Origin of the sequence: Pseudomonas sp., from assembly GCF_049645325.1 — a bacterium.
Classification (GTDB): domain Bacteria; phylum Pseudomonadota; class Gammaproteobacteria; order Pseudomonadales; family Pseudomonadaceae; genus Aquipseudomonas.
Genome location: NZ_JBARTQ010000150.1, coordinates 14,654 through 29,829 on the forward strand (window position 1 = coordinate 14,654; position 15,176 = coordinate 29,829).

Annotated in this window: 19 protein-coding genes and 1 tRNA gene; 10 read left to right on the forward strand and 10 right to left on the reverse strand. The window is 61.1% G+C overall.

Annotated features, from left to right (window positions below; translation table 11 throughout):
- The first annotated feature begins 139 nt into the window (after positions 1-139).
- The 4 genes from WBB95_RS06545 to WBB95_RS06560 all read left to right on the forward strand — a co-directional run bounded on the left by WBB95_RS06545 (position 140) and on the right by WBB95_RS06560 (position 2,361).
- Positions 140-1,024, forward strand: a complete 885-nt coding sequence (locus tag WBB95_RS06545; protein WP_424486823.1) for an alpha/beta fold hydrolase — start codon at positions 140-142, stop codon at positions 1,022-1,024.
- A 212-nt stretch (positions 1,025-1,236) separates the two neighbouring features.
- A tRNA-Gly gene (locus WBB95_RS06550) sits at positions 1,237-1,310 on the forward strand.
- A gap of 197 nt (positions 1,311-1,507) precedes the next feature.
- The gene (locus tag WBB95_RS06555; protein ID WP_424486824.1) at positions 1,508-2,032 is read left to right on the forward strand and encodes a DUF3833 domain-containing protein; all 525 of its coding nucleotides are present in this window, start codon (positions 1,508-1,510) and stop codon (positions 2,030-2,032) included.
- Positions 2,033-2,055: 23 nt separating this feature from the next.
- Complete coding sequence (locus WBB95_RS06560) at positions 2,056-2,361, forward strand: DUF6482 family protein (protein ID WP_424486825.1); 306 nt, start codon at positions 2,056-2,058, stop codon at positions 2,359-2,361.
- A gap of 81 nt (positions 2,362-2,442) precedes the next feature.
- Here the strand turns inward: WBB95_RS06560 and WBB95_RS06565 are convergent, their stop codons facing one another.
- The 3 genes from WBB95_RS06565 to WBB95_RS06575 all read right to left on the reverse strand — a co-directional run bounded on the left by WBB95_RS06565 (position 2,443) and on the right by WBB95_RS06575 (position 5,210).
- Positions 2,443-2,736, reverse strand: coding sequence for a helix-turn-helix domain-containing protein (locus tag WBB95_RS06565; protein ID WP_424486826.1), 294 nt, complete (start codon positions 2,734-2,736; stop codon positions 2,443-2,445).
- A gap of 135 nt (positions 2,737-2,871) precedes the next feature.
- On the reverse strand, positions 2,872-4,050 hold the full coding sequence (locus WBB95_RS06570) for an MFS transporter (protein ID WP_424486827.1): 1,179 nt from the start codon (positions 4,048-4,050) through the stop codon (positions 2,872-2,874).
- Positions 4,047-5,210, reverse strand: coding sequence for an MFS transporter (locus WBB95_RS06575; protein WP_424486828.1), 1,164 nt, complete (start codon positions 5,208-5,210; stop codon positions 4,047-4,049). Before WBB95_RS06575 ends, WBB95_RS06570 begins: the two co-directional genes overlap by 4 nt.
- Positions 5,211-5,305: 95 nt before the next feature.
- On the opposite strand from WBB95_RS06575, the gene WBB95_RS06580 reads away from it, so the two are divergent.
- The 5 genes from WBB95_RS06580 to WBB95_RS06600 all read left to right on the forward strand — a co-directional run bounded on the left by WBB95_RS06580 (position 5,306) and on the right by WBB95_RS06600 (position 8,116).
- On the forward strand, positions 5,306-6,199 hold the full coding sequence (locus WBB95_RS06580; protein ID WP_424486829.1) for a LysR family transcriptional regulator: 894 nt from the start codon (positions 5,306-5,308) through the stop codon (positions 6,197-6,199).
- A 168-nt stretch (positions 6,200-6,367) separates the two neighbouring features.
- A complete protein-coding gene (locus WBB95_RS06585) occupies positions 6,368-6,550 on the forward strand; it encodes a type II toxin-antitoxin system HicA family toxin (RefSeq protein WP_017736377.1) in 183 nt (60 codons plus the stop codon).
- Positions 6,551-6,572: 22 nt separating this feature from the next.
- Positions 6,573-6,983, forward strand: a complete 411-nt coding sequence (locus WBB95_RS06590) for a type II toxin-antitoxin system HicB family antitoxin (protein WP_424486830.1) — start codon at positions 6,573-6,575, stop codon at positions 6,981-6,983.
- A gap of 91 nt (positions 6,984-7,074) precedes the next feature.
- Positions 7,075-7,575: a methylated-DNA--[protein]-cysteine S-methyltransferase gene (locus tag WBB95_RS06595; RefSeq protein WP_424486831.1), complete on the forward strand. Its 501-nt coding sequence runs from the start codon at positions 7,075-7,077 to the stop codon at positions 7,573-7,575.
- Positions 7,576-7,690: 115 nt separating this feature from the next.
- Positions 7,691-8,116, forward strand: coding sequence for a low affinity iron permease family protein (locus WBB95_RS06600; protein ID WP_424486832.1), 426 nt, complete (start codon positions 7,691-7,693; stop codon positions 8,114-8,116).
- Positions 8,117-8,171: 55 nt separating this feature from the next.
- Here the strand turns inward: WBB95_RS06600 and WBB95_RS06605 are convergent, their stop codons facing one another.
- The 4 genes from WBB95_RS06605 to WBB95_RS06620 form a co-directional block, all read right to left on the reverse strand.
- The gene (locus tag WBB95_RS06605; protein ID WP_424486833.1) at positions 8,172-8,699 is read right to left on the reverse strand and encodes a DUF4142 domain-containing protein; all 528 of its coding nucleotides are present in this window, start codon (positions 8,697-8,699) and stop codon (positions 8,172-8,174) included.
- Between the two features lie 119 nt (positions 8,700-8,818).
- On the reverse strand, positions 8,819-9,460 hold the full coding sequence (locus tag WBB95_RS06610) for a LysE family translocator (protein ID WP_424486834.1): 642 nt from the start codon (positions 9,458-9,460) through the stop codon (positions 8,819-8,821).
- Between the two features lie 54 nt (positions 9,461-9,514).
- A complete protein-coding gene (fos, locus tag WBB95_RS06615; protein ID WP_424486835.1) occupies positions 9,515-9,925 on the reverse strand; it encodes a fosfomycin resistance glutathione transferase in 411 nt (136 codons plus the stop codon).
- A gap of 15 nt (positions 9,926-9,940) precedes the next feature.
- On the reverse strand, positions 9,941-10,858 hold the full coding sequence (locus tag WBB95_RS06620; protein ID WP_424486836.1) for a LysR family transcriptional regulator: 918 nt from the start codon (positions 10,856-10,858) through the stop codon (positions 9,941-9,943).
- Between the two features lie 77 nt (positions 10,859-10,935).
- Here WBB95_RS06620 and WBB95_RS06625 point away from each other — a divergent pair, with 77 nt between their 5' ends.
- A complete protein-coding gene (locus tag WBB95_RS06625; protein WP_424486837.1) occupies positions 10,936-11,424 on the forward strand; it encodes a DMT family transporter in 489 nt (162 codons plus the stop codon).
- On the opposite strand, the gene WBB95_RS06630 is transcribed toward WBB95_RS06625, so the two are convergent.
- The 3 genes from WBB95_RS06630 to WBB95_RS06640 are packed head-to-tail and all read right to left on the reverse strand — an operon-like array spanning position 11,425 to position 14,947.
- Positions 11,425-12,756: an MFS transporter gene (locus WBB95_RS06630; protein ID WP_424486838.1), complete on the reverse strand. Its 1,332-nt coding sequence runs from the start codon at positions 12,754-12,756 to the stop codon at positions 11,425-11,427. It lies immediately after the preceding gene.
- Between the two features lie 59 nt (positions 12,757-12,815).
- Positions 12,816-13,757 (reverse strand): hydroxymethylglutaryl-CoA lyase, encoded by a 942-nt coding sequence (locus WBB95_RS06635; protein ID WP_424486839.1) that lies wholly within the window; start codon positions 13,755-13,757, stop codon positions 12,816-12,818.
- Positions 13,754-14,947 carry a CaiB/BaiF CoA transferase family protein gene (locus tag WBB95_RS06640; RefSeq protein WP_424486840.1) on the reverse strand — a complete coding sequence of 398 codons (1,194 nt, stop codon included), beginning with the start codon at positions 14,945-14,947 and terminating at the stop codon, positions 13,754-13,756. The genes WBB95_RS06635 and WBB95_RS06640 overlap by 4 nt, the downstream gene beginning before the upstream one ends.
- Positions 14,948-15,176: the final 229 nt, after the last annotated feature.

Consider the following 15,176-nt stretch of genomic DNA (forward strand, 5'->3'; position numbering starts at 1 on the left):
CAGCCCGCCACAACAACAGCCGTCGGCCAGCCGCTATCGGACCGACATGGGCGATCATCTTCCAGGCGTATGCCTACCTGTCATAAAGCTCGTGCAGAGTGATCTGCGCGCACTACCCGCTTGCCAGGAGTCTTACGACATGAGGCCAGAAATCGCTGTGTTGGATATACAGGGTCAGTATCGGGTTTACACGGAGTTCTATCGCGCGGACGCAGCTGCCAAGACCATCATTTTGGTCAACGGCTCCATGGCCACCACGGCATCCTTCGCCCAAACCGTGAAAAGCCTGTACCCGCAATTCAATGTGGTTTTATACGACCAGCCCTACGCTGGCCGCTCCAAAATCCATAACCGCCATGAGCAAATGCTGACAAAGGAAGTCGAAGGCCAGCTCCTCCTGGAACTCATCGACCACTTTGCCGCCGAGCACGTGCTGTCATTCTCCTGGGGCGGCGCCGCCACCCTGGTCGCCCTCGCCGAGCGCCCGCGGCGCGTGGAAAAGGCCGTGATCAGTTCGTTTTCCCCGGTGATCAATGCGCCGATGCGTGACTACCTCGAACGTGGCGTCGACTACCTCGGCAGCCTCGACCGCGACCGCGTCGGCCACCTGGTCAACAGCACCATCGGCAAACACTTGCCGTCGCTGTTCAAGCGTTTCAATTACAAACACGTGAGCAGCCTGGCCGAGCATGAATATGGGCAGATGCATTTCCACATCAGCCACGTGCTCAACAGCGATCGGCTGTGCTACCTCAAGGCGGCCCGGCAGATCGATATCCCGGTGCTGTTCTTGAATGGCGAGTGGGACGAGTACACCAGCGCCGAGGATGCCAAGCTGTTTGGCCAGCACGTGGCCAAGAGCAGCTTCAGCACCATCCAGGCAACCGGGCATTTTCTGGACATGGAGCACAAAGCCGCCTGTCGGGACAGCCGCGATGCAGTGGTGGGCTTTTTGAAACCGCAGCGCCAGGTCAACCGGTTGCGCTATCACCAGGGCCAGACGCAGCATGCTTTTGCGATTTGAAATGACGGACAGGATAAGCATCCGCTTAGGTGGGGGCTGGGCTTGCCCGCGATGCAGGCGCCGTGGTGTGTCAGTCACACTCAGGTGATGCTATCGCAGGCAAGCCAGCTCCCACACAAGCTGGCGCCCGGTTCGATGCAGGTAACCCGCACATTTTTCGAAGAAAAACTTCAAATCCCGGTGAACATCTGGTACAAAGTCAGCCGCTCTGAGCGGGTATAGTTTAATGGTAGAACAGTAGCTTCCCAAGCTTCCGACGAGGGTTCGATTCCCTCTACCCGCTCCACTCAGATTTTGCGCTTGCGTCATACGGGTTCTGCCGGGAGACGCACAAAAAAACCGGCCCTTGGTGGCCGGTTTTTTTATGGGTGGAATTTGGTGGATCAGCTATTTACTTTGCCAAAACCTGTACAAATCAATATTTCTGTACAAGTATCAGCACTGGCGCTGGCGCTTCGCCGTGCGCGATCTAGGAGCCGGGCAATGACACGTCTACTGGTTTCATTGTTGCTGGTGTTGAGTGTGAGCAGTTGCAGCAACGTCGGGGTGGACCACTACGCGGACCAGCAGCCGCAGTTGGACCTGGAGCGTTTCTTCAGCAAGCCCGTCAAGGCGTGGGGGATTTTCCAGAAGCGTTCCGGCGAAGTGGCCAAGCGCTTTGAGGTGAATATCGTCAGCCACCGCGAGGGCAGCGCCTTGATTCTCGACGAACGCTTCCTGTACAGCGATGGCACGCGCCAGCAACGGGTGTGGACGCTGACGCCGGATGGCCCCGGGCGGTGGCGCGGGCGGGCCGGGGATGTGGTCGGTGAGGCCATCGGCGAAGTGGCGGGTAACGCACTGCGTTGGCGCTACCGGCTCAACCTGCCGGTGGACGGCTCAGTCTACGAAGTCAGCTTTGATGACTGGATGTACCTGATGGACGAGGACACCTTGATCAACCGTTCGAGCATGACCAAGTTCGGCGTCGAATGGGGCCAGGTCACGTTGTTCTTTCGTCGCCAATGAGTGACCCACTGCGAGGGTAAATCATGAATATGCACCTGCTCACCGAACTGGCCGTGAAGGGCGAGATACGCGAACTGGAGTTGCTGTCGCTGGAGGGCGGCTTCTACATCGCGCGGGTCAGGCTCGACCATGTCGAGATGACACTTGTGGACGACAACGCCAAGCCGATGCGTATCGGCTCCACCACACATTTGCGCAACCTCCTGCAACGGGTTCCACCCTTTCCCTGCGTGCTGGTGCAGCACTGCGTCCACGATGAAATGTGCGGGGTGCGTGAAGGGCCTGTCGGGGCGTTGCGCATTCCGTTTTCGCTGACTTCAGCCGTTTAAAGTGCTTGGCGGTGTCTGCGTGTTGTGTAGGCAATGCCGCAAGATGCGAAACAACACGATGCTGCTGAGCACCTCAGCGGTTCATCTCTGCCCCAGAGCGGCCAATACATGCTCAGGATCATTGTATAAGGCCCGCAATAGTGCCCTCGCCGGGCCTTCTGGTTCACGTCGTCCTTGCTCCCAGTTTTGAAGCGTCCCCACAGGCACATCGATCGCCTTCGCAAAGCGTGCTTGTGACAAACCCGTAGCGTGTCGAATTTCTTTCACCTTCAAGGCGTCCACAAAAAATTCGCGAGAGGGTGAGCGCTCGCCCCGTACGATCTCGTCCATCTGGGTCATGCTTTCGACCAGACGATTGAACAGCTTTTTCTCCATCACTCCCACCTTAATAGGCGTACGAAACAGGCGCCGGGATTTGCAAAGCGCAAACTCTACAGCCAGGCAACCTGTGTCATGACGTAGGACACAACTGAGTTTTCCATACGAAAAGAGCCCGTTAACTTTCCAGCGCTATCCCACGCTGCACCCCCACGCCAACGGCAACGTCAGCAACAACAGCCCCGCCAACACCATCACCGCCACCGGCACGCCCAACGCGTCGCCCACCCCGCCAAACACCACGGGGGCCAGCGCCCCGCCGCCGATGGTGCCGGTGTAGAACACCGCGAAGGCCTGCTCGCGCTTACCTGCTCCCGCCAGGTCCGGCACGGCGCCGTAGAGCACCGATGACGTGCCGTTGAGCGCCAGCCCCACTACCGGCAACATCAGCATCAGCCCACTCAGCGGCAGGTACACCGCCGCCACTATCAGCAGGGCCGTGCTGGTTTCCGTCAGCCACACGGTCTTCATCATGCCGATGCGGGCACCGAGGTAGCCGCAGAGCAACTTGCCGAACGCGCCGCCGATAAACAGCAACGTCAGCGCCAGGCCGATCCCGGCGGTGCCGGCACCTTTGGCTTGCAGCAGGAACGGCAGGAAGGTGAGAAAGCCCATGCGCACGGCGCTGTCGAGGGTGCCGGTGAGAATCAAGGCGCGCAGGCCGGCAATGGAGCCGCTGCCGCTGAAGGCTTTGGCCTTATTTCCAGAGGTTGTTTCGGACGTTTGAGCAGGCACCAGCCACCACAGCAACCCCGCCGCCGCCAACCCCAACAACCCAAGCAGTGTGGCACTGGCACGCCAACTGATGACGGTGAGCAACAGGCCGATCAGCCCCGGGATCAGGGTTTTTCCAATGTCACCGGAGAAGTTGTATTGGGACAGCGCTTGCTTGACCCCGCCACCGTCCTCGTAGGCATCGGTGATCATTGAGGACGCCAGTGGGTGTTGGGTGCTGGCGCCCAGCCCGCCCAGTAACAGCGCCAGCAGCAACATGACCAACCCGCTGGCTTGCCCTGCCAATAAGTAAGCGACGCCCGCCAGCGCGGTGCCGCCCACCAGCATCGGTACGCGCCCCCAGCGCTTGGCGGCGCGGCTGGCCATGAGCTGGAACACCGCCATCATCCCGGAATAGGCGCCGCGTAAAAGCCCGATCTGAGCGTAAGACAACGCGAACTGTGCCTGCCAGATTGGCAGCAGCACATAGATGACGTCGGTGAGCCCATCGTGCACGGCATGGGCGCTGCAGCCGGCGATCAAGGCACGATGGCGGTGGGGTGTTTCAGAAGCAGGCACGGCGACGGTGTCGGTCATGGTGTCGGGACCAACGCTGGTTTAGGGCGCTTCCAGCCGGTCAGGGCGATCAGCAGGTTCAACAGTTGGAAGGCGATAATCAACACGACGCAGCCTGCCCAGCCCCAAAGCGCCCAGATCAATGCCGGGAGGATGGCACCGCAGCTGCCGCCCAGGTAATAGCACGTCAGGTACACACCGACGGCACCCGCCTTGTTGTCGCCGGCGGTGGCGGCGGTGAACGCGTTAGCGGCGGCCTGGGCGAGAAATACACCGGTGGAACTGAGTGCCAGGCCCACGACGATGCACCACAGGGACGGCAACAGGGTGAGCGCCGAGCCCGTCACACCGAGCACGGCGGCAACGCTCAAAAGTTCGGCATGGGGCCGAGCTTTGCTGAGGCGGCCCGCGATGGGGATCACAACCAGTGCCAGCAGGAACACCGTGTAAAGCGTGCCCAGGGGCGCCGGCCCCAAGCTGAATGGCGGCAAGCTCAGGTACAGGCCGACGTAGGTAAACGCCGCAACCTGGGAGAACAGTACGCAAAAACCAACGGCGTAGGCCGCCAACAAGGGTGGGCGAAAAAGGCCCGAATACGAGGTGTTAATGCGCTCGGCCCGCAGCCGGTTGGCAGGCAACAGAAACTGGATAAAACCGCCGACCATCAGGCTCAACACCGCGAGCAATTCGAAGGCTTCGCGCCACCCCACATACGCCGTCATCACCCCGGTAACGAAGCGCCCTGCGAACCCGCCCAGCACCGTCCCCGCCACATAAAGGCTGGTGACTTCGGTCACCGTCCCGCCCTTCCAGCGGTCGCCGATGTACGCCACGCTGGTGGCAAATACCACCGGAATCAGCATGCCTTCGACAAACCGCCACACCAGGACTTCGGCAAAACTGTCGGCGTAGGCCGTCATCAGCGCAGGCACCGCCAGCAGCAATGCGGCCACAGAGATCACCGTGCGTTGCTCGAAACGCCCCGTCAGCCGGCTGACAAACGGCGCGGTAATCGCCACGGCCAACGTCGTCACCGTAATGCTCCACCCCGCCGCCTTGGCGCTGATCGCGAACTGCGCGGCAAAGGTCTGGAGAATGCTCTGGGTGGCATAGAGGTTGAGAAACGCCGCGCAGCCACACAGGAACAGGGCAAGGCGGGCACAATGCAGGCGCGGTTTCATGAAACCTCTCGTTTTATTTTGTGAGGTCTTTATAGAATGGCGGACGCGCCTTAAACCAATACCGATTTCGAACCGATCAATACCCAGGGAACAGGATGCTCGACCTACGCAAGCTGCGTTACTTTCTGATGGTCGCCGAAGAACTGCACTTCGGCCGTGCGGCACTTCGCCTGCATCTGGCCCAGCCGCCGCTGACTCGGCAGATTTCCGCGCTGGAGACTGAGCTGGGGTTCAAGCTGTTTGATCGCACCAGCCGCTCGGTCACCCTGACTGCCCAGGGCCGTTCGTTCTTGCCATACGCGCGTGGCGTATTGGAACAAGTGGAACTGGCACGCGTGGTCGCCGCCAAATTGGCCGCCGGGACCGCCGCGCAACTGTCCGTGGGTTATGTCAGCTCAATCGCCCTGTCAGACCTGTTCAGCCAGACCATCCAGGCATTTGCCCAGCGCTTTCCCGATGTGCAATTGACGCTGGTGGAATGCGCCTCCGGCAGCCTGGGTGCGCAGGTGGCGGATGGGCGGCTGGACATCGGCTTGAGTCGCTTGCTGCCACACAACGCGAAGGTCCAAGCGCTGTCGCTGGGCGGCGAGCCGTTGGTGGCAGCGGTATCCAGTGACAACCCGCTGGCGAGCCAGGCTCAGGTCAGCCTGGCACAGCTCAGTGTCTACCCGTTGATCCTGTTTCCGCAGGATTATGGTTCGGGGCTGAACCAGTCCATCGAGCAGCTTTACCGCCATCACGGCCAACCTCTGCGGGCGGGGCCGACGGGGCGGCAGATCACCTCGATCATCGCACTGGTGGCAGCCGGCCAAGGCGTGGCGCTGGTACCGGCATGCACACAAAGTTTGATGAACAAGGGCGTGACTTACCGGCCGTTGGTAGAGACGGATGCCTGTGCGCAGTTGTTGGTCCTGACCCCAACTGAAACAAAAAGTGTGCTGGTTGAGGCGTTTCTCGCCGTCATTACAGAGGCTTTACACACCCGGTAACACCCCCGCAAAACCTCGCAATACCTCTGCGCAACGCTATGGCTGCGCGCTCATACACTTCCTTCACGCGCTACCGAAAAGCCGGTCATCGGCCATCGACAGGCAGCGTGTTGATCTTTTATTTTTAGTGGTTATAGTCACCACCAACACACGCCACAAGGAGGTGATGTGGATAGCCGATATTTGATAGGGCATATCGTTGCGGACGGCTGGTACCTGGTGCGCACCAGAGGCAGTCATCATCACTTCAAGCACCCGACGAAGCCGGGGCTGGTGACGATTCCCCATCCAAAAAAGGACCTGCTGGACAAGACCGCCAAGAGCATTTTGAAACAAGCTCTGCTGAGTTAACCGTCCCCGGAGGACAACCGACATGCTTTACCCCATTGCCATTTCAACCGGTGACGACGACCACGCCTGGGGCGTAGAAGTCCCGGACATTCCAGGCTGCTACTCGGCCGGTGACGACCTGGACGACGCCATGGCCATGGCCCGTGAGGCCATCGAAGGGCACTTCGAGATCCTGGCGGAAGACGGCGCGCCGATTCCCAACGCGCAGAAAGTCACCCTGCATGCGGCCAACCCGCAGTACGCCGGCTGTACCTGGGCGGTGGTCGACATTGATGTCACCAAATACCTGGGCAAGGCGCAGAAGCTCAACATCACCTTGCCGGGCTACCTGCTGAACCGGATTGATGACTATGTTCTGCATCACCCGGAAGAGAAAAGCCGCTCGGGTTTTCTGGCCTCGGCAGCGCTCAAGGTGCTGCAGCAAGACCGATGACCCGACCCGAATTCAAGCGCAAGAAACGTAGTTTTCAGTGGGCCCTGTTGTTCTAGATTGGAACAACACCCACCCCATCAGGCGCCCGCTCATGCCCTACGAATACACACTCATGGCCTCCCCCGTCGGCCAACTGACCCTGGTCGCACGCGACGGCAAACTCAGCGCGATCCTGTGGGAGAAAGAGCGGGCCAACCGAGTACGCCTTGGTCAGTTGTACGAAGCCAACGACAATTCGGTGCTGCTGGAAACCAAACGCCAGTTGAACGAGTACTTTGCCGGAACGCGCAACCACTTCGCGCTGGAGCTGGACTTCGTGGGCACCGAATTCCAGAAGCAAGTCTGGCAGGCGCTGCTGACCATCCCCTTCGGCGAAACCCGCAGCTACAGCCAGATCGCCACGCAAATCGGCAACCCGAAAGCCGTACGCGCGGTGGGCGCGGCGAATGGGCGTAACCCGATCTCGATCATTGCGCCCTGCCATCGGGTCATCGGTGCATCAGGCGGGCTGACCGGGTTTGCCGGCGGGCTGGAGGCCAAGCAATTCCTGTTGGCGCTGGAAGGCACAGGCCAGGCGGAACTGGCGTTCTAAAAGCACCAGCGACAAAAACTGACCCTGACGTTCATCAGCTCAATTGTTAAAAGAAATTTCAAAGCGCCTCTGCGGTCCATACTTTCATCACCCACCTGATTCAAGGAAAACGGTCATGAAATTCTCCGCCATCTCGCAATCCCTGTCCCGCTGGGCAGGCAGTGCCAGGACGTTCTACGCCGCCGTCGCGCTGATATTCCTGTGGAGCCTGAGCGGGCCGTATTTTCACTACAACGACACCTGGCAGCTGATCATCAACACCTCGACCACCATCATCACTTTCCTGATGGTGTTCCTGATCCAGAACACGCAAAACCGCGACAACGACATCCTGCACATCAAGATCGACGAACTGCTGCGCGTCTCCAAGGACGCGCAAAATGCTGTACTGAGCCTGGATGGCCTGGACCGCAAAGAGCTTGAAAAACTGCGCCAGCAATATCGCAGTATCGGCGACGCCGGCACGGTCAGCCTGAACAGCAATTGTGGCGATGCCACCGATGACGCTGCAAAAGCCAAAACAGACCTGAACCAGGCGTAAAAAAACGGCGGTTGGAGCGCTTTCCAACCGCCGTTCTTTGGTATCAAATCAAGGCTCAACCGTCGCCTTGGTGACCTTTACCGTAGGTCGACGCCAAAGCGCGGGCCTTTTGCAGACGCTCTTCCAGCTTGGGCAGGGTTTCGTCCACCAACGCTTTTATCTCAGGTACATCCGACGCGGCGCCTTCCTGCTTGAACAGGGCAATGGCGTCTTCGTTTTCCTTGACCTGCTGCGCGGTGTAGGCGGCGTCAAACGAATCGCCATCCTTGAGTGCGGGCATCAGGGTTTCGGCTTTGTCGACGATCTTCTCGCGTGGCGCCACCGGCAGGTCGAGCTTCTTGGCGATGGCCGCAAGATGCTGGTTGGCCAGGGTGCGCTCGTTGATAACCTCAATCGTGTAGTCCTTGATTTCCTGGGACGAGGTTTTGGCGTGGGCCATGCGACTGGTTTCGATATCGGCCATGCCTTTGGCCGAAGCCTGTTCGATGAATTCAGCAGGCGACTGGGCGAAGGCATTGCTGGCGCCGAGGCCCAGCAGCATCGCAAAACTGGCGGTGCGTAACCGGATAGCCATACGGCTCATGATGAGTTCCTCCAGGGCAAAAATAAGTGCGGGGGATGACACCCCGCCCTGAATTCGAATTTTCAGCGCGGCAAAGGTTTAGAAAAAACTCGCCAGTGCGACGAACGGTCATCCGCGCTTCAGGCCGGTTTGCTGCCAAACAGGCCTGGCAACGCGTGCGCCAAGGCATTGATGGCGAAGCCGATGAACATCACGCCGCAGAGTTTGGTAATCAACACTTCATGACGCTGATACACCGTGCGCACGCGCTGCGCACCGACCACCCCGATGAGGATCGCGTACGCCAGCACGCCGCCGAGGAAGCTCAGGAAGATCAACGACGGCAGCATCGCCCACGTCAGCAATTCGGCGCGACTCGACAGCAGCGCGGTGAAGGTGGCCACTGCCACCGGGTACGCCTTGGGGTTGGTCAGGCCGAACAGAATGCCGTGCCAGAACGGGTGCCGCGCGGCGCCTTGAGGTGCATCGCTGCTGCGGCGCTGAGTGCGAATGGCACGCCAGCCGAGCCAGAACAGGTACAGGCCGCTGAGTACGCCGAGCACATCAAACGCGCTGCTGCCGACTTCACGCGCGCCCACAATCGCGATCAGCGCGGTGCTGCACCACACCACATCGCCCAGCAAGTGCCCACACAGGAAACCCGCGCCGGCACGACGGCCGCGCGCAGCACCAATGCCAAACACAGCCAGGACGCCCGGACCAGGCGTAATACCGTAGATAAAACCCGAAGCGAGGACGGCGAGCAGCAAGGAAGGGGTCATGGGCGCGACTCTGACAGACGGTTGAGAAGTGGAGGGATTCTGCACGTTCCAGCGCTAGGGGTAAAACTTCATGCCCGCGTAAGGCTCGGCGCGGCAGGCGTGCAGGCGTGACGCCAGGTCGCCGACATGGGCTTCAAGCTTGTGGCCGTCGGGGTCGAGAAAATAGAACGAGGCGCCTTCGCTGCGGTTGTCACGCCATTCCTGCACACCCGCGGCGCGCAGCCGCGTGACCAGCGCGCTGAAATCAAGCGCATCGGCGGTGAACGCATAATGGGTGTAGTCGGCGGCCGGGGCCGAGTGCCGCAGTGGGTCAACCGACAAGCACAGCCACAAGCCCGGCAATGAGAGGTAAGCGCCGTTGTCCCACGTGGCGTCGAGCTTCAACTGCAACAGCGCGTCATAGAAATCGAGGCTGCGATCCAAGTCGGTGACCGCCAGGGTCAGGTGGTTGAAGCCTGAAAGCATGTAGTTTTCATCCTGTTAGCGTTGATCTTCAGACACGACACCCTGCACGTGCCCAATCAGCCATTGCAACCCCGAATCCCCTCCCCGCCGCGCATGCCACGCCAACTCAACGGCGAACGACGGGATATGAAACGGTGGCGGCACCGCCACTAGTTGCTGATGGTCGACCGTCAGCAGCCCGCGCGACGACACCGTCAGGACCAGGTCTGTGCCCTGAATCAACTGCGGTGCCACGCCCCAGTGCGGCAGGCTGATCGCTACATGTCGGCGTTCACGAATGGCGGTCAATGCCCGCTCGATTTCCGGCGTGCCGCTGCCGCGCATTTCCAGCAACACATGGGGGCGTGCAAGGTAGGTGGGCAAGTCCAGCGTGCCGTTTTCGGGCAGGCTGTTGCGGTCCACCAGGCAGGTGTAATGCTCCTCGAATAACGGCGTGGTGCGCAGTTCGGCGGGCATGTCGGGGAACACACCGGCGGCCAGGTCGATATCGCCATTAAGCACGCCGTCTACCATGCCTTCGCGGCTGGCCTGGATGATTTGCAGGTCGATGCCTGGGGCTTCCTGACGCAGCACCCGAACCAATGCCGGGAGGAAAATCGCCGCGCTGTAATCAGACATCGCCACACGAAACCGGCGCTTGGCCGATGCCGGGTCAAAACGGTTGGGCGCCAACAACGCCTGCACCTGGGCCAAGGCGTCAGCCAGCGGCGCCGTTAACTCCAGAGCCCGTGCCGTCGGCACCCACTTGCCGCCTTGGCGCACCAGCAATGGATCACCGAGCACCTCACGCAGGCGCGCCAAGGCATGGCTGACGGCCGGCTGGCTCAGGTGCAAGCGCTCGGCGGCGCGGGTGACGTGTTGCTCGCTGAGCAAGGCGTCCAGGATCACCAGCAGGTTAAGGTCGATGCGGCGCAGATCATTCATCAGCTGCATGTTCGGCATAAGAAATTGGAATTTAAATTTGCGCGACGAATAGCCTAGAGTCCAGCAAAACCTCTGGGAGACTTGAAATGACGACGTTGCATTGGGTGGGTTTGTTGGCGTTGGCAGTGATCGCCGGCGCGGTAGTCCCGTTTCAAAGTGCGATCAACGCCAACCTCGGCCGTGGGCTCGGTCACCCGTTGTGGGCCACCCTCGCCTCGCTGTTGGTGAGCATTGTCGTGCTGCTGCCGGTGATTTTGGCGCTGCGCCTGCCACTGCCCAGCCTGGGGTTTATCAGCAAGGCGCCTCTGTGGATGTGGGCCGGTGGTGCGTTTGGCGTGTGCTTTATTTCGCTGGCGTTAATGTTACTGCCCAAGCTCGGCGCCTCCGGCTTTATTGCCCTGGCCATGGCCGGGCAAATTATTGCCTCGCTGATGCTCGATCACTTCGGCCTGTTCGGGCTGGTGGAGCGCCAACTGACAACGCCCCGAGTGTTGGGGGCGTTGTTGTTGATGGGTGGCGTGGCGTTGATTCAGTTCAGCGCCATGCCTGCCCGCGAGTTAGTCAGCGCCGGTTGATCAGCCTTTGTCGAGGGTGCGCAGCTTTTGCGGCAAGCCCCAGAGCAAAAGCGCTGCCGCCAGCAGGGCGCACACGCCGATCACATACAGCGCCGGGGTGGTGCTGCCGGTGAGGTCCTTGATGCGCCCCACCATCACCGGGCTGACAATCCCGCCGAACTGCCCCAGCGTGTTGATCACCGCGATACCACCCGCCGCGCCTGCACCGGCGCCAGCCAATAGTTTAGGTGGCAGGGTCCAGAAGGTCGGGATCGAGGCGATGATGCCGGCGCCCAACATGCCCAGGGCGATGATCAGGAACGTGGTGTGGTCGGCGAAGATCCCCGCGCAGAAAAACCCGATGGCGCCCAGCACCACCAACCCGCAGACAAACTTGCGCCGCTCGCCGGTGGCGTCGGACAGCCGACCGATCACCACCATGCTGATCGCACCGCACACATAGGGAATCGCCGTGAGCAGGCCGATCATCACCGGGCTCTGGGTACCGGCGCTGCGGATCAGTTGCGGCGCCCAGAAGTTGAGGCCGTAGGACGCCACCTGGATCAGGAAGTAAATGAAGCCCAGCATCAGGAAACCCGGGATGCGGATCGCCGACAACAGCGAACCACCGTGCTGGTTCGGCTCATGTTTGGCGATGCGACTCGACAGCAGGGTTTTCTCCTCCGCCGTCAGCCAGTGGGCGTCTTCGATGCGGTCCTTGAGCAAGGTCAGTACCAGGAAACCCAAGCCAATGCAGGGCAAGCCGCCGAGCAGGAACAACCAGTGCCAGCCGCGCATCTGCAGCACGCCGTCGAGGTGCTCCAGCACCAGGCCGGAGAACGGCGCGCCCACCAGCCCGGCGAATGCCGACGCGAGGAACAGCATCGACGTGATGCGCCCGCGAAAGTGCTGCGGGAACCACAAGGTCAGGTAATACAGCACGCCGGGGGCAAAACCCGCCTCCATCGCGCCGATGATGAAACGCAGGCCATAGAACTGCCATTCGGCAGTGACAAACACCATGGCCGCCGTGGCCAGCCCCCACGACATCATGATCCGCGCGATCCAGCGCCGCGCACCGACCTTGTAGAGCATCATGTTGCTCGGCACTTCGAAGATCACATAACCCACCACGAACAATCCGGCGCCCAGCCCGTAGGCGGTGTCGCTCAGGCTCAGGTCGGCTTGCAGCTGGAACTTGGCGAAGCTGATGTTGATGCGGTCAAAAAAGGCGAACAGGTAGCACACCATGATCAGCGGCATCAGGCGCCAGGCGACCTTGCTGACCAGGGCTTTTTCGGCATCAATTTCAGCGGCCGGGCGCGTGCCGGCCTCTAACGTATTAGTGCTCATGACTTTTCTCCAGAGGACTGCTCACAGGCGTCCGATTGTTTTTGTTGTCTGGTGCGGCGTTACAGCGTGGCGATGTAAGCCGGTGGTGGGTGCAGGTCGCAATTGCGCCCGGCCTTGGCCACTTGGCCGGGCAGCTCATGCCCCAGCAAAGCGGGCAAGCGCCGGGACATGTGCAAGAGGTGCGGCAGGTCGATACCGGTATAAATTCCGACTTCCTCACACAGGTTGACCAGGTCTTCGGTGCAGATATTGCCCGATGCGCCCGGCGCAAACGGGCACCCTCCCAAGCCGCCGAGGGCCGCGTCAAAACGCCGGGCCCCGGCTTCGTAGGCGGCCAGCACATTGCACAAACCCAGGCCTCGGGTGTTGTGAAAATGCAAGGTCAAGTCGCTGGCCGACACCCGCTGCAACACACGCTTGACCAGACGCTCGACCTGTCGCGGGTTAGCCATGCCGGTGGTGTCGGCGAGACTGATGCCCTGGATGCCCAGTGCTTGATAGGCCTCCACGATTTGCAGCACGCGGTCCTCATCAATCTTGCCCTCGAACGGGCAACCGAAGGTGGTGGCGATGCTGCCGTTGAGGCGCACCGGATGGTCGCCGGCAAAGCTGACGATATCGCCGAAAGCGGCCAACGAGGCCTCGCAGCGCATGCGCATATTGGCCAGGTTGTGGGTCTGGCTGGCGGACATCACCAGGTTCAACTCATCGGCGCGGGACTCGATGGCACGTTGGGCGCCCTTGAGGTTGGGGATCAGCGCCACGTAGATCACACCGGCCTTGCGTTCGATGCCCTGAAACACTTGCTCGCCATCGCGCAGTGCCGGAATCGCCTTGGGCGAAACGAATGAACCTGCCTCAATTCGGGAAAACCCGGCAAGGGAAAGCTGGTCGATCAGCGCGATCTTGTCGGCTGTCTCCACCCAGGTCGGCTCGATTTGCAGGCCATCGCGCGGGGAGACTTCCTGCACGATCAGCGGGTCGGAATAATCAGTGATCATTGCACCACTCCCGAAGTTTTCAGACGTTGAATGTCGGCGCCGGTCAGGCCCAGGCTGCCAAGGATGTCATCAGTGTGCTGGCCGAGGGTCGGGCCCTGCCAGTTCACACCACCCGGGGTTTCGGAAAGCTTGGGCACAATGCCGGGCATTTTCACCGACACACCGCCGGGCAGTTCGGCAGTGAGCAGCATGTCACGCGCCTGGTAGTGCGGGTCGCTGACGATATCGGCCACCGAGTAGATGCGTCCGGCCGGCACTTCAGCGGCTTCCAGGGCGCTGAGCACCTGCTCGATGGGCAAGCTGCTGGTCCAGTGGGTAATGGCCGCGTCGAGCAAGCCACTTTTGGCCGCGCGACCATCGTTGTGGGCGAACTCCGGCGCGTCGGCCAAGTCAGCCCTGCCGATGGTATTCATCAGGCGCTTGTAGATAGGGTCACTGTTGCCGGCAATCACCACATAAGCGCCGTCGGCGGTCAGGTAGGTGTTGGACGGCGCGATGCCGGGCAAGGCACCGCCGCTGCGCTCACGCACATGGCCGAGCATGTCGTATTCCGGCACCAGGCTTTCCATCAGGTTGAACACGCTTTCGGCCAGGGACACGTCGACAATCTGCCCGTCGCCCTGGCCGGTCTTGACCCGCAGCAGCGACATCAGCGCACCGATCACGCCGTGCAAGGATGCCAGCGAGTCACCGAGGCTCACGCCCACCCGCGCCGGTGGCGAATCCGGGTTGCCGGTGGTGTAGCGAATGCCGCCCATCGCCTCGCCGATGGCTCCGAAGCCCGGGCGATCGCGGTAAGGGCCGGTCTGGCCGTAGCCGGAAATACGCACCAGGGTCAGCTTGGGGTTGAGGGCGTGCAGCACGTCCCAGCCCAGGCCGAGTTTTTCCAGGCCGCCGGGGCGCAGGTTTTCGATGAGGACGTCGGCGTCGCCGAGCAGTTGTTTGATCAGGTCCAGGCCTTGCGGGGACTTGAGGTCCAGCGCCAGGGACTTCTTGTTGCGCGATTGCAGGTACCACCACAGCGACGTGCCTTCGTGCAGCTTTCGCCATTTGCGAAGCGGGTCGCCTTGGCCCATGGCTTCGATCTTGATCACCTCGGCGCCAAACTCGGCCATCAGCCGGGCGGCGAACGGCGCAGCGATCAGGGTGCCGATCTCGATCACCTTGATACCGCTCAAGGGAGCCGTCATGGGGTGTACCTCTTATTCTTGGAATGTGCGGCCAAGGCTAGAGGACAGGCGCAGGAGAAATCCAACCGTCAGTTGGCAACGAGCGTTCGCGAAACACGAACAACACGGTGTTTACGGTGGTAGTGGGGCTGAGCATTGGGGGTCGGGGGTTGGTCTGTGGTGTACATATCCGTTATTTGGGTCATGGCTTGTATGGGTTCCGCCCTTACGGCGGGTCACTTTCGAAAAG